The sequence below is a fragment of the Bacillus sp. NEAU-Y102 genome, from assembly GCF_054788175.1.
On record NZ_JBTWFK010000002.1, the window covers coordinates 471513 to 486325 of the forward strand.

13 protein-coding genes and 1 pseudogene are annotated in these 14813 nt (G+C 37.7%); all 14 read right to left on the bottom strand.

Features of this window, described 5'->3' with window-relative positions; genetic code table 11:
- Window positions 1–442: 442 nt before the first annotated feature.
- The 14 genes and pseudogenes from ltrA to ACYFX0_RS08935 all read right to left on the bottom strand — a co-directional run bounded on the left by ltrA (window position 443) and on the right by ACYFX0_RS08935 (window position 14680).
- A pseudogene (ltrA, locus tag ACYFX0_RS08870) lies at window positions 443–1269 on the bottom strand (group II intron reverse transcriptase/maturase).
- A 135-nt stretch (window positions 1270–1404) separates the two neighbouring features.
- Window positions 1405–1557, bottom strand: a complete 153-nt coding sequence (locus ACYFX0_RS08875; protein ID WP_460270281.1) for a hypothetical protein — start codon at window positions 1555–1557, stop codon at window positions 1405–1407.
- Between the two features lie 657 nt (window positions 1558–2214).
- Window positions 2215–3897: an aerobic glycerol-3-phosphate dehydrogenase gene (glpD, locus tag ACYFX0_RS08880; RefSeq protein WP_106081496.1), complete on the bottom strand. Its 1683-nt coding sequence runs from the start codon at window positions 3895–3897 to the stop codon at window positions 2215–2217.
- 133 nt (window positions 3898–4030) lie between these two features.
- Window positions 4031–5521, bottom strand: coding sequence for a glycerol kinase GlpK (glpK, locus tag ACYFX0_RS08885; RefSeq protein WP_000760013.1), 1491 nt, complete (start codon window positions 5519–5521; stop codon window positions 4031–4033).
- Between the two features lie 13 nt (window positions 5522–5534).
- A complete protein-coding gene (glpF, locus tag ACYFX0_RS08890) occupies window positions 5535–6356 on the bottom strand; it encodes a glycerol uptake facilitator protein GlpF (RefSeq protein WP_001272200.1) in 822 nt (273 codons plus the stop codon).
- Between the two features lie 228 nt (window positions 6357–6584).
- A complete protein-coding gene (gene glpP, locus ACYFX0_RS08895) occupies window positions 6585–7145 on the bottom strand; it encodes a glycerol uptake operon antiterminator GlpP (protein ID WP_000394286.1) in 561 nt (186 codons plus the stop codon).
- Window positions 7146–7298: 153 nt separating this feature from the next.
- Window positions 7299–8429 (bottom strand): RNA-guided endonuclease InsQ/TnpB family protein, encoded by a 1131-nt coding sequence (locus ACYFX0_RS08900; RefSeq protein WP_000599296.1) that lies wholly within the window; start codon window positions 8427–8429, stop codon window positions 7299–7301.
- Complete coding sequence (locus ACYFX0_RS08905; protein ID WP_000672787.1) at window positions 8429–8557, bottom strand: hypothetical protein; 129 nt, start codon at window positions 8555–8557, stop codon at window positions 8429–8431. The genes ACYFX0_RS08900 and ACYFX0_RS08905 overlap by 1 nt, the downstream gene beginning before the upstream one ends.
- A gap of 584 nt (window positions 8558–9141) precedes the next feature.
- Window positions 9142–9591, bottom strand: a complete 450-nt coding sequence (locus ACYFX0_RS08910; RefSeq protein WP_000577640.1) for a helix-turn-helix domain-containing protein — start codon at window positions 9589–9591, stop codon at window positions 9142–9144.
- Between the two features lie 384 nt (window positions 9592–9975).
- The gene (locus ACYFX0_RS08915; protein WP_097888273.1) at window positions 9976–11172 is read right to left on the bottom strand and encodes an oxalate decarboxylase family bicupin; all 1197 of its coding nucleotides are present in this window, start codon (window positions 11170–11172) and stop codon (window positions 9976–9978) included.
- A gap of 360 nt (window positions 11173–11532) precedes the next feature.
- Window positions 11533–12189 carry a DUF7018 domain-containing (lipo)protein gene (locus tag ACYFX0_RS08920; protein WP_000644838.1) on the bottom strand — a complete coding sequence of 219 codons (657 nt, stop codon included), beginning with the start codon at window positions 12187–12189 and terminating at the stop codon, window positions 11533–11535.
- 272 nt (window positions 12190–12461) lie between these two features.
- Window positions 12462–13313, bottom strand: a complete 852-nt coding sequence (locus tag ACYFX0_RS08925; protein ID WP_002087190.1) for a DUF2935 domain-containing protein — start codon at window positions 13311–13313, stop codon at window positions 12462–12464.
- A 215-nt stretch (window positions 13314–13528) separates the two neighbouring features.
- A complete protein-coding gene (locus tag ACYFX0_RS08930; RefSeq protein ID WP_000449223.1) occupies window positions 13529–13729 on the bottom strand; it encodes a sporulation YhaL family protein in 201 nt (66 codons plus the stop codon).
- 78 nt (window positions 13730–13807) lie between these two features.
- On the bottom strand, window positions 13808–14680 hold the full coding sequence (locus tag ACYFX0_RS08935; protein WP_016077999.1) for an alpha/beta fold hydrolase: 873 nt from the start codon (window positions 14678–14680) through the stop codon (window positions 13808–13810).
- Between the last annotated feature and the right edge of the window lie 133 nt (window positions 14681–14813).

Below are 14813 nucleotides of genomic sequence, written 5' to 3' on the forward strand. Positions count from 1 at the left end.
TTTCACTTAGTAACCTATTCATCAAATGAATTTAATTGAAATAAATGTAAAACAATAAAATTATCACCAGAAAACCCATCTATTGGTTCATTAGCGAGAGATAGTCACACTCGAAACATCCCCCAATATATTCTCGTAGAGTAGAAAACTGAAACAGATTAAATTTCTTTAGGGATGGCTTCGCCTCATCAAACCGTACGTGAAGTTTTTCCTCATACGGCTTTCCGATATTCTTCCTTCTTTAGCTTTCCGTTTATTCTAGCTTCCTACTTTCACGAGTATGTATGTTGTTTTCTTTATCAATTCCTTGATACGGCCATGTTTCTTTCTAACATTTCTTTTCTTATTCCAGAAAAGGTTCAACCGTTCTAGGACATACCAGTCTATTTTACATAGCCACCTCTGTCCAATTGAAGATAACACTATAATAGTTCTTGAACCCTTATAGAATTCTATTTAAACCTTTTACCATCTCTTCTAATTGTAAATACAGTTTGTTCCTCGGCTCTGTGTATCTTTTAATGCGTTCTCGCATTTTCTTCATGGCTTTCTGGCTCGGAATATATGCCATCACATACACTTTCTTCCCGCCTTTCACAGGTTTAGGGTATTTTCGATGGTGAAATCCTAGAAAATCAAATCCCTCGTTGCCATCCCACGTATTCACTAGCTTTGACTTTTCTGTATAGATTGTAAGTTCTAACTTATTCATAATGGATTGTAGTATCCGAATACTTTCTAGTGCTTGTTGTTTTGTTTGACATACGATGACAAAGTCATCGGCATATCGAATTAGTTCCCCCAAGTGTTTACACTTCTTTTCCCAAATGGTGTCCATATAGTTTAAATATATATTAGAAAGTAACGGAAATATCACGCCACCTTGTGGTGTACCTACTGTCGTTTCATGAAATTGCGCATATTCCATGATTCCCGCTTCCAGCCATTTTCTAATGAGTTTTAACACTCTTCGGTCACTGATGCTTCTTTCTACAAGCCTTATTAATTTATCATGATTAATGTTATCAAAGTATCCTTGATGTCTACGCCTACTATCCAATGAGATGTTTTACTCGCTTTCCGTATCTTCCATATCGCTTGATGCGCGTTTCGTTTCGGGCGAAATCCATACGAACAGTCTTGAAAATCAACTTCAAAGATTGGTTCAATGACTAATTTTGTTGCCATTTGTACAACTCTATCTTTGATCGTAGGAATTCCAAGTGGTCTTTGTTTTCCATCCCCCTTTGGAATATAGGTTCTTCTCACAGCTTGTAGATGATATGACTTATTTTTGAGCTCCTTTTACAACTCATTTAGAAAGTTACGTTCTCCATATTGGTGCACAATTTCCTCAATTCTTTGTCCATCCACTCCTCCACTTCCTCTATTCCGTTTTACTCTTCACCATGCTTCAGCTAGTATACCAGGACGATAAATCTCATCATACAACGCATGAAATCTTCGGCTTGAATTTTCTTTGGCACAAAGATATAAAGTCTTCCAAAGTTCTTGAGCTTTTACATCAGTGTAGTTAGCAAGTTTTCCAGTATTCACTCACTCGTACCTCCTTCCAACTTATGAACAAAGTAGAGGTCCTTCCCTACATAACGTTGTGTTGTGGTTATGATATTCAGTACTATGATCTCCTCCGACTCCCTCTTTACAGTCCACCATTTCGCATATGCTTATAGGCTTTCTCTCTCCTTTCTGAAAGAAAGGGCAAAGGAGGGTCTCCCTAGTTCCAGACACTACTTTCTCAACATACCATCCTCCGTACCCCGAAGGATTCTTCGATGCTGTATTTCCAAGTTCTTCACGTCTTCCATGGTTTTCTCCTATATTCACCAGGCTCAACTTCCCTTTGTCCTATTGCTAGGTTTCTTTTAACGAGGCGGCAAGGTTCACTTTATGTTACGGTTTGTTGATTCGCTCGCACTTCTAAATAGAAGTCACTTTGTCACAGAGCTTCAACCTTAGGATTTCTCCACCAGTTGCCTGTTAGCTACTAGACGACTTGGCTCTTACCTAGGCTGGACTTTCACCAGGAAGCAGTGTCCAGCTTAGCTGGGCACGCAAAATAAAAGACTCTCTCCATTAATGATAAGAGTCTTTTTAACGCCAAATACTCATAATTTATCCCCTATAATAAAAAAAGAATTGTGCATTTTTATACCTACACAATTCTTTCTTCCAAAAACATATCTATCTATTTTACGCTAACGCAGCTGCCTGTTCTTGTTGATCTACAGGAATTACAGCGTCTGTTAATGCTTTTTCTAGTTCAGCTGTATATTTCATTTGTTCTTCTTTGCTCCAGCCTAGTTTCGCAGCCATGTAGTTGATTACTGCTTCTTTCCACTCATATACCCAGTGGATGTTGAAGAATACAGCGCCTCTGCGGCGTACGAAGAAGTCAACTGGTTTTGCTGTCATTTCGTAATCCATTGCGTATACAAGTGGGATTAGAACGTCAAGCGGCATGTTGTATTCTTTCGCTTCGTCTTTATGTTTTTTCGCTAAGCCGAACAGTACGTCTACGTTAGAGCCATAGAATTTCGCGAATTCTTCTGCTTGCGCTGTCGTTAAACCGTATTTCGTACCTTCGTCTGCTTTTTTCGCAACGAATGCCGGGAATCCGTGTGAACCATCTACATGTCCACCAGAGATCGGCATATGTTTCGTATCACTCTTCGGATACGCACTATGACCTTCTTTTTGTAGTAAGTTCGTTACGTAATCTACTACCATTTCAGCCATTTTGCGGTATCCTGTTAATTTACCACCTGCGATTGTAATTAAACCAGATTCAGAAGTCCAAATTTCATCTTTACGAGAAATTTCAGATGCATTCTTACCTTCTTCATAAATTAACGGACGTACACCAGCCCAGCTTGATTCAATGTCTTTCTCTGTAATTTTCACGCTTGGGAACATGTAGTTAATCGCATTAATGATGTATGTGCGATCTTCTGTTGTCATTTGTGGTACAGCTGCGTCTTTATCATAGAACGTATCTGTTGTACCTACGTATGTTTTTCCTCCGCGAGGAATCGCGAACACCATACGTTTATCTGGTGTATCGAAGTAAATTGCTTGCCCGAGTGGGAAACGTTTTTGATCAATTACTAAGTGAATACCTTTTGATAACTGAAGTACTTTTCCTTTTTTCGAGTTATCTTTTTCACGAAGTGTATCTACCCAAGGACCAGCTGCGTTTACAATTTTCTTACCGTAAACTTCATATACTTCACCGTCTAGTAAATCGATTACACGTACACCGCATACTTTTCCATCTTTATATAAGAAACTGTCTACTTTTGCGTAGTTAACAGCTTTCGCACCATGCTCAATTGCTTCTTTCATTACTTCAATTGTAAGACGCGCATCGTCTGTACGATATTCTACGTAGTAACCGCCGCCTTTTAATCCTTCTTTTTTTACAAGAGGCTCTTTGTTTAGCGTTTCTTCACGGTTAAACATCTTTCTGCGCTCGCTTCGTTTTACACCTGCTAAGAAGTCGTATACACGAAGACCAATTGATGTACTAAATGATCCGAACGTACCGCCTGTATGGAACGGAAGTAACATCCACTCTGGTGTTGTTACATGGGGACCGTTCTCATATACGATCGCACGCTCTTTACCCACCTCTGCTACCATTTTCACTTCAAGTTGTTTTAAATAACGTAGACCACCGTGTACAAGCTTCGTTGAACGACTTGATGTACCTGCTGCAAAGTCCTGCATTTCAAACACAATTGTTGATAACCCGCGTGTTGCTCCATCTAATGCAATACCAGAACCAGTAATACCTCCACCAATTACGATCACATCTAACTCTTGTTTATTTACTCCGTTTAATACGTCTTTACGTTGTTTACTTGAAAATTTCATGGTAATTCCTCCCTTTGATAACGAAAAAAGAGACCACAAACTCCGCTATAGATTTCGCCTCTATAGCGCGTTGTGGTCTCTCCAAATCTCCTACCGAATTATTAACTTGTCACCATTATAACACTGTTTATGATTATTTGAAAGCTTTTGTTGCTTCAATTGCTTTTTTCCATCCAGCATATAGCTCTTCGCTTGTTTCCGCTTCCATCGTTGGTTCAAAGCGTTTGTCCATATGCCACTGTGATTTAATTTCATCTTGGTTTTTCCAATATCCAACCGCAAGACCAGCTAAGTATGCTGCACCTAGAGCCGTTGTTTCGTTAATCACTGGACGCTCTACAGGAACATCTAAAATATCACTTTGGAACTTCATTAAGAAGTTATTTTTAACTGCTCCGCCATCAACGCGTAATGTTTTCAGTTCAATACCTGAATCTGCTTCCATTGCGCATAATACATCTTTCGTTTGGTAAGCTAAAGATTCTAGCGTTGCACGAATGAAGTGCTCTTTCGTCGTACCGCGTGTTACACCAAACATAGCGCCGCGTACTTCACTATCCCAATAAGGTGTTCCTAGTCCAACGAATGCTGGTACAACGTATACACCATCAGTTGATTCAACGCGACTCGCATACACTTCACTCTCACTTGCATCTTTAAACATGCGCATTCCGTCACGTAACCACTGAATTGCAGAACCTGCTACGAAAATACTTCCTTCTAATGCGTAGTTCACTTTACCATCTATTCCCCATGCAATTGTTGTTAATAGACCGTGCTCAGAAGCTACTGCTTTTTCACCTGTGTTCATTAACATAAAGCAACCAGTTCCGTAAGTGTTCTTCGCCATACCTTCACCGAAACAAGCTTGTCCAAATAAAGCTGCTTGTTGGTCACCAGCTACACCTGCAATCGGTACATTTTGACCGAAGAAGTGGTAATCAATTGTTTCTCCATATATTTCAGATGATGGACGTACTTCTGGAAGCATGCTCTTTGGTACTGTTAACATTTCTAGAAGCTCATCATCCCACTGTAAGTCGTGAATGTTAAACATTAACGTACGTGATGCGTTTGAGTAATCTGTTACGTGTGCTTTACCACCAGATAGTTTCCATACAAGCCACGAATCAATTGTTCCGAATAATAGATCGCCGTTTTCTGCTTTTTCTCTTGCACCTTCAACGTTATCTAAAATCCATTTTACTTTCGTACCAGAGAAGTATGCATCAATTAAAAGACCTGTTTTTTCGCGAACCATTTCGCTATAACCTTTTTCTTTTAACTCATCACAAATTTCAGCTGTTTGGCGAGATTGCCATACGATTGCGTTGTAAATTGGTTTACTAGTTGTTTTATCCCATACAACCGTTGTTTCACGTTGGTTCGTAATACCGATACCAGCGATTTGTTCTGGTTTTACATCTGCTTCGCTTAAGCAAGTTGCGATAACTGCTAAAATAGATCCCCAAATTTCTTGTGCATTATGCTCTACCCAGCCCGGCTTTGGAAAATGTTGTGTAAACTCTTTTTGAGCTGAATGAACAATTTCACCTTTTTTATTGAATAAAATTGCGCGTGAGCTTGTTGTTCCTTGGTCTAATGAAAGAATATATTTTTTCATATCGGTTTCCCCCTTATGCTACTTTTCTACTATTTGTATTGCTTCCGCTTTTTTTACTTGTCATATAAGAGATTGCTAGTACAATCACAGTTGCGATAATCACATAAATAAGTGCTGAATTTTGTTTTCCTTCAAATACAACTTGATGGAATAAACCTGCAAGTGATCCACCTAAAATTGGACCAACTACTGGAATCCATGCATACTTCCAGTTTGAACCGCCTTTTCCTGCAATCGGAAGGAAGAAGTGTGCGATACGCGGACCTAAATCACGTGCTGGGTTGATAGCGTATCCTGTCGTTCCACCTAATGATAAACCAATACTTACAATTAAGAAACCTACGATAAATGGATTTAATCCATCTGCAAATTTATTTGCACCAATTGCTAATATACCAAATACTAAAACGAATGTTCCAATCATTTCACTTAAAAGGTTTGCAAATGTGTTCGGAATTGCTGGACCTGTTGCAAATACGCCTAACTTTGTTCCTGGATCTTCTGTTTCTTTCCAGTGTGGTAAGTAATGTAAATATACGATAACTGCCCCGATAATTGCCCCAATCATTTGTGCTACGATATAACCTGGTACGTCACTCCATGGGAACGCTCCCTTAAATGCTAGTCCTATCGTTAAAGCTGGATTCAAATGTGCCCCACTAATTGATCCAACCGCATACGCTGCAACCGCTACCGCTAAGCCCCAGCCCATTGTAATAACAATCCAACCTGAATCTTTCGCAAACGATTTCTTTAAACTTACACCAGCACAAACGCCGCCACCAAGTACGATTAACAACGCAGTCCCTATTAACTCTCCTAAAAATGCTGACATAGTATCCCTCCACAATCAATTTAAACGCTTCCAAATGTGATAGAGGTAAAATGAATGGCCATTCGTTTTTGTCAAAAGAAAAAGACCCACAGCTTTGCACGCTTCTATATAAATTTATATAGAAACAATGAAATGTGGATCTCTTCTTTTCTCCGTCACGTTTATTAACTTGTCTATAATGTTAACCTCTTATGAAAGCGGTGTCAACAGAATTTTTTCACATTTTCGTCACTTTTTTTGGTAATGTTTCCATAGTTCGCGTTTTGACGTCGTAATCGCTGTCGCACCAGCGTTTAAAGCTCTTTCCACATCTTCTACAGTACGAATAAAACCACCTGCTAAAATCGGTACACCAGTACGCTCTTTCACTTCAGCGATAATATCCGTCATTGCTCCTGGAAGCACCTCAATATAATCCGGTTTCGTCTTATCTAAAAGATTGCAGCTCTTCTCCATCGCACTCGAATCGATTAAAAAGATGCGTTGTATTGCCACAACACCTTTTTGCTTCGCCTTCATAATAACGCTCGCCTTTGTCGAAAGTAACCCGTACGGTCTAAACTCCTGACATAAATATTCCGTCGCATGCCCATCACTCTGCAAGCCATGAATTAAATCCACATGTAAAAACACCTTTTTACAATATTGCTTCGCAAGCGATATAACACTCTTCAATTGGCCGACATGAATATCTAAAATAACGATATATTCATACGAACTATGTAATAGCTTTTCCAAATCTTTAATTTGCCTCACTGCCGGCAAAATCTTCTGTTCATGAAATTCCATTCTATATGTCCCGATACGATAAACTTAACTAAATCTATACAATTCAATCAAATTTACACGAGTTAGTGCTTCATCGTGTTCTCGCAGCCCCAAAGGGACGAGGGGTATAACACTCCACACGAGGCAGTATCGTTACCTCCTATTATCAAGCATTTATTTTACCCATCTTGATAAATTTATCGCAGCATTTACATCCCTATCGTGATAGCTATTGCATGAAGCACAACGCCATTCACGAATCTTTAAACTCCACTGTCCTTCTGGTTGAACTGAATGGTCGTATTTAACGCCGCAACATGAGCAAATCTTGCTTGAAGCGAACCATTTATCAGCTTTTACATACGCAATGCCGTACTTCTCGCACTTGTATGACAAACATTGAAAGAAGAAGTTTAATTTTTGAAATGAAAATGCTTTCGATAGTTTTTTGTTTTTTAACAGGTTTGAGATAGATAAGTCTTCCACAACAATCCTCATTGGTTTGGTTTTCACCAATCTAGCTGTTGCTTGATGGATATGGTTATTTCGGATATTCATAATTTTCCTAGATAACCGCAGGTGCTCAGCTTTCGCTTTTTCATATCCAGCAGATTGAATTTTCACACCTTTTTTAAATCTCCTAGACATATCTCTTTGCGCTGACTTTTTCCTTTTCAAAAGTTTTTTAACCTTGGCATCTTTGTTTATATTTCGTTCTTTCGTACCATTAGAAGCTACAAACAGCTCTTTTAAACCAACATCCACACCAATCGACTCATTGGTTAGTTCTTGTGATTCAAAGTCTTCTTGGAACCCCACACTAATCCACCAGTGACGACCATCAAATGTAACTCTTGGATTGGATGGTTTTTTATTCCTTGGTAGTTGTTGGCTTGTTTTCACTTCTCCAATAGACTGAATATGAACTACTTTCTTTCCTATAACCAGTCTTTCATAATTGGCATAAAATCCTTGGATTAAATCTTTTTTGGATTTATAAGAAGTGTGATAACCATTTTTGTACTTTTTGAACGAATGTTTTCTCGCCGTATCAAAATCTTTTGAAGCCTGTTTGGGCACTTGTGCATTAATGTCTTTTAACCACTCATATCTCTTTTGCTTCTTGATCTTTGTAAATCGTTTCTGTAAAGCTAACTGTGAAACAGATTTTCCAAATAGCTTATAGTATCTATCACTCATTCTTTTACAATAGTTATAAGCGAATCTTGCAGCTCCAGCATGGTTTCTAAGCACTTTTTCTTGTTCAAGCGTTGGAATTAGTCTGACTTTCTTCGCCAATATCATCAGAATGTAACTCCTTTAATGAAAGATTTGTTCTTCTGAATCGTAGCGTGTTCCACCAGCATTCTCGTAAGACTACTCGGATGCAAACCTGTTAATTCTGATACTTGACTAACTCGTGAAAATTTCATTATTATTCTTACCTCATTGAACCCACGATAGCACATGTGTTCGATAGATTCGATGAGGTTTGATAGATTTGATTAAATTTATCTCGTTCAACTAAGGGCGCAATTCCTTAGCCAGTTCTCTTATGAACTTCTCATATTTTCACATGAGCGCAGACTATATGTTTATCTCTTTAGAGATAGAGGATTTTTCCACCACCATAGGCTTGTGATGTACTCTCGTCAGTTATACGAGATAGTCGTTGAACGTTCATCTTATCGCTTTTGACTTAGATGATTCGAGGCGGAAGACCCATTGTTCTAGTGTTTAGGATTTAACCTTGCACCATCTGATTGATTTTTTCTGCTTTCGCGACATTCACGCTCGCCATTTCTAGCCACGTTGTAGTTCAATCAGCTTTAGGGATTGCCCGCAGTTAACCCTCACTACTAGCCAATCACTTGACTAGCAGGGCTTACTGATATATTTAATTAACTTTGGTTATAAATGGTTAAATAAATCGTAACAGTTAGTTACCCTTCCTATCTATCCTTTATAGTACACAATTTGAGTAGAAAGAGCAGCTAGTGCAGAGAAATTATTTCCTCTATCTATATATTTTCTTCAACTTATCGGAACCTATACCACCTATAATCATGAATGCAAGGGGTAAAAGATTCATTACATATGGCGCATCTGCTACAATTGCAATACTTGCTCCAGCAAATTTATTTAGCATCCATACAACGATTTTTGCAATAAGTAAAAATACCCCTATCATAAATAAACTATCAAAAAACACCTTCCATTTTGGATATGCCAATTTCTTACTATCTTCAATTACTTTCTGCGTCAATTCTTCATCACTCCTTAGCAGTTCATCAATCGTAATATCGAACAAATCACTTAAATGAATAATAATTTCAATGCTCGGATAGTTCTTTCCCGTCTCCCATTTCGAAACAGATTGCCTACTTACATGAATTTTTTCAGCCAAATCATTTTGCGACCAATTTCTTTTTTCCCTTTCTTCTTTTAAACGCTCACTAAAAATCATACTGTGTTTATCACCTCTCTATGCCCATTATGTTCAAATAAATGATGAAGAGTAAAGCTAGTTATCGTTGCATCGCCTGTGCAACTTATGCGTTACAGCTTATAATAGTGCTATTTTATATGTATCTTCCCTATACTATGCTCCGATAATAATTTCCCGAACAATAATACAAAGAGCGGATACTAATAAAGTGAAACTTTAATCAGCCCTCACCAATCGTGCTTTTACGGACAGCCCGCCCCCCACCTAACTTCTTTGCTTCCGCTGAATTTTGAGGTGGGGTCTTACTGCCCAGCAAATAGCGGGATAAAGACTAGATTAGGCATAAAAAATACGCCATCCCTTCTTATCAGTCTCCAGAAAGAATAACGCAAATTTTCATTTTTACTCATCATTTTTCGGACTATATGAAAACCCTGGATATTTCACAATAGGCCTCTTCTCCTTACGCAGGGAATCCATTACTTGCGGGCCAACATGTATATTACTCTCCACTATTTCTTTAGGAGTCAGTGCCATCCATTGATTTAACGATACATCTTCAAAACGATTACTTCTGAACATCTCTAAAAACCATAATGTTTCGGTACCTGTATTTTGAATATAATGCCCCGTCGCAAACGGTACATATCCGACATCGCCAGCTCTATAATCAAATGTACGAGCGGTACCATTTCCAAGAAACACAGTCATTCTCGCTTCCCCTGTCAAATAATATTGCCATTCATCATTATTCGGGTGCCAATGAAGTTCTCTCATTCCGCCAGGCTCAACCTCAACGAGCGCTGCTGCGATTGTTTTGGAAATAGGGAAATTTGTAGAATCTACAATTCGAACGCTACCACCAGGCGTCTTAATCGGCTTTTGTTTTAACAATTCATGTTTAAATGTTAAAGGAACTTCTCCTTTCGGCGATTGAATTTCCTGGCTTTCAAGCGAACCTGGCACCTCTCCTTGATAAATATAAACTTGATCTGAAGGGATAGAACGAAAAGCACTCTCAGGTACTCCGAAATTAGCCGACAACACTTCTTTTGGCGTATGCGCAAACCAATCAGAAATAGCTAAAGTAGATAAATCAGAAAAATGCCCATCATCGAAAACGAGTAGAAATTCACAATGTTCCAATCCTTGAATGGAATGCGGAATACCAGGAGGAAAATACCAAAGATCACCTGGTCCAACATCAGCAATAAAATTCCGTCCATTTTGATCAACAGCCGTTATGCGCGCCCGTCCTAAAAGCATATACGCCCATTCTGCCTCTTTATGCCAATGTAGTTCTCGTACTCCACCGGCCGTTAAACTCATATTTACTCCCGCAATCGTCGTCGAAACCGGTAGTTCCCGAGCAGTAATCTCCCGAGACCAACCGCCTTGTTTCAAAATCATAGAAGTGTCCGAGAATGAAAACTTCAAGTTAGGAACTAACCCTGCATCCGTTATAGGCGGAACAAGCATATTCGGATTTTGAATATCCCGCATAACATTACGAGGTCCAGAATCAATCGCACCAGCTCCGTCGCTGCGGATTGGTTGTGGCACATTCCCTCCCGCTTCATTAACAGTACGTTTCTTCATGATTACACTCCTTTTTCATCCGATTAGTAAGTAAAAAACCTCCATCATAGTGTATGAATTGGGCTTTGGATGGTTACAGTTACTATGGAGTTACATCATCTGCCTATCATTATCGTTTTGTTCATTTCTCAACTTATACTAGTATGCTTAGCGCTTAGGAAGACAAAAAAAATAAACTAGAACTAACAAAAAACCCTGTAAAATTTATTACAGAGTTTTTCACCAATTATTTATTGTTTTACATATCGAATACGAACATTATCGTCCATTTGATAAATTTGTAATGTGTTTCCATAACTAATTCCTAACTCTTCACTTGCACCAACTGCACCCACAAGTACCCCTTAAAATAATTTATTCTTAGTTGGTTTTACTACCGATACTCTTCGCTGCCTCTTCAAACAGTTTCGAACCTTCTTGTGCTTTACTTAATGATTGATGCATTTTACTTTCGTCTTCTTGGTCCAATGCATCAAAGAGAAGTTGAAAACAATCCGCATACAGTTCCATCGATTGCTTTATCTTCGCTTGTTCTCCCTGTAATTCAGGAGGCGCTTGTAGATTCTTCAGTTTCGTTGCAGTTGCCTTTGCTCCACCTAAACTCAGTTGCACTTCACTTTTCTTTTGTTTGTATGATTTTACGTCTGAATCTGCTATTCCTTCAATTAATTTCATTGTATCTTCAATTTGAGTAGCACTGTTTATAATATCTGCCTTGTACCTTTCAACATCTGAACCCGTTACCTTACCAGTTGAAGAAGTTGAATTATTTGAAGAAGAACTTGGTTGACTACTTGATGAGCTACTATTTGTACCTTCACCTTTCGCTACTGATAAGCTATCCTCTTTCTTGCTATCAGTTGACTTACTCTCTTTTTCAGAAGTCTTATTCTCTTTCTCTACCTTTTGCGTTTCTTCTTTCTTTGGTTCAGCTTTCTTACCATCAGTTTCAATTGTAATACAACCACTCAATAACATAACTGGTAACGCTAAACTTACTAATTTCTTTGCTTTCATGATTACTAATACCCCTTTATTTGTAAAATGTAGTGCAAACAAGTTAATATACTTAACTAATAAATTTCCCCCGAATAATTTATTAAAATCTACTATTCACAGATTTCCTGTATATTCATAATCTTTCCATATATATCATTTTACAAAGAATTACATATTTGGTCAAAGGGATTTATGTAGTTCTTAAAAGGAATTTTTAATCGCAAGAAAAGAAGCTAACAATAAATTGTTAACTTCTCAGCCGAAAGTAAAATATTATCTTTCCTTATCTTCTAATATCTAGGTTGGGATTGAATATTTGTAAGATGAACATCAAACATATCAATTATTTCAAGAAATCTATCAGCTTCACGGAAAACATGGTCTGCTAATAATGGATGAATGATACTCTTTATTTTACATTGCTCAATTAAATCACGTGCTGTTTTCTTAAAATCCCGAAGAGATGTAACCGACACACGATTTTGATCTAAAAATTGATCTAAAAGTGGGACTGTTTGGGATTGTGGTTTCATAGATTCTAAGTCAATTGCTTGATACATCAATTCATCAAAATCATTGCTAAAATTCCGTGCTGTATCTACAAGCTTTCTTTCCGATGGATCAAGAAGATGGCCAATAAATTTAGCATGGTCTGCCATAATCCGTAAAAAGAAAACATTTTCTTTAATAATAGCATCAGGAAGAGCATCTAATTTACCTTCATTTAATTGTATTAAACGTTTTCTAAAATAATCAGCTTCCCTACTTGTATGGTCAACTAAAAGTGGAAAGTTATTTTGTCCTGGCAATTTACATGTGAGAATTAATCCTAAAATTTTTCGTTTAAATCCCCAAATATTAGTTGCGGCTTGTTGTACTTCTGCATTAAATCTTTTTATTTGCTCAGGATCTGTTTCATTTGTATAGGAATGCGCTATTTGTTCAATATGTTCAAACAATCGATAAAATTGATTAGCCTCTTCAATTAGTTGAGTATCCTCGCATCTAAATCCCAAGCGAAGAAAAAAAGAATGCTCTTTCATGATTCTAGACCAAAAACGAATTTCATTTAATGAACGCTCAACAAACATTACAGATGTAACACCTGTATCAGGATGTAATGAAGTTTCATCCCTATGCATTGTTAATCCCCCCCAGTAAAATCCCCGCTAGTTCCATTCTTATGAGTAAAAATATATATAAATACCATCAATAAAATTTTATGATGACTCTCTTATACATGTAAAATTAAACTAATATAACCTTAGCTTGATGAACATATACTGCTCCCCCAGAAGAAAAAAGGCTACCACCTATTTGTAAAATTCTACTAGGTGGTAGCCTTTCAAAATTTTTATTAAAGCAATACCGAATCTTTATCACTATCCTGATTACGTTTCTCGCGTTCTTCTTCTAAGCGCTTCATATACACTTCGCCTTCTTTTTCGATAAACTCATTATCCATATCTTGCTCTTTTTTTGAAGTATATAAAACCATGTAGCCACTTAGTACAATCCCGACAATTACAAGATAAACCCACCATGGTAAAGTTTCCACTCTACTTCATTCCTTTCCTTAGACAAGCCTTATTAGTTTCACTCTATGAGGAAAGAAGTGGATTTATGCTTAAAATTTTTATTGTGGATGCTTCGCGAAAAATGCTTGTACATATTCCATAAACTCAATTGGTTCCTGACGAAACGGTGCGTGGTATCCTTTTTCAATAATATGAAACGTACTATTTGCAAATAGCCCATGATACAGTTCACCATTTTTCCAAGAAACACTCTTATCATGTCGTCCCCATATAATTAGAGTTGGTACCTTAATTTTATCAGCTTCCATCGCAATGCGGCGCTCTCTCATTTTCGTAAGCTGATCATAATGCTCTTTATCATCACGACTATTTTTCACTTCATTTTTATTATACTTCGTAATCTCAGTTACAGTTTGTAAGTCCGTCGATAGCGGCGGCACTTCATAACTGTCTTTTTGCTGGAAAGACTCTATCCCTGTAGCATCTGCCAAGATGAGATGCGTCACTGCATCCGGATATAAATACGCTAAATTAAGGGACATCTCTCCGCCCATCGAATGGCCGAGCACCGCAAACTGATCGTATCCGAGCTTCTTCATTAACTTATAATATAAATTCACTTGCGCAGGAAACGAATACTGAAAATCAACTGGCTTAGAAGAGCGCCCAAATCCTAAAATATCAACTGCAATAATCGTATGATCTCTCGCAAGTTCCGGATAAATATCACTAAATCCATCAGAAGAACCACCAAACCCATGCAACATAAGTAACGGAGGTTTTCCCTCACCAATTTGTTTAAAATAAATCGTCTGCCCATCAATTTGCGCTATACTCTCTTTCGTATTCAGCTTCATCATAACAGTATCTTTCACTTCTCCAACCTTCGCAATCGGCTTCTCAACGAAATTACAAACAATTAACAAAACGAGCACAATACCGCTAATTAAATAAAACTTAAACCGTTTCAAAGTTCCCGTCTCCTTTCTTGAGTTGCTATTTAAAGTTTTTACATTTTTTGGTTATTTTATGTTCTCTTTTTAATTGTAACTAAAACAGTTACAATTATACTAAAAAAATATAACTCATTTCTATTACTAATGG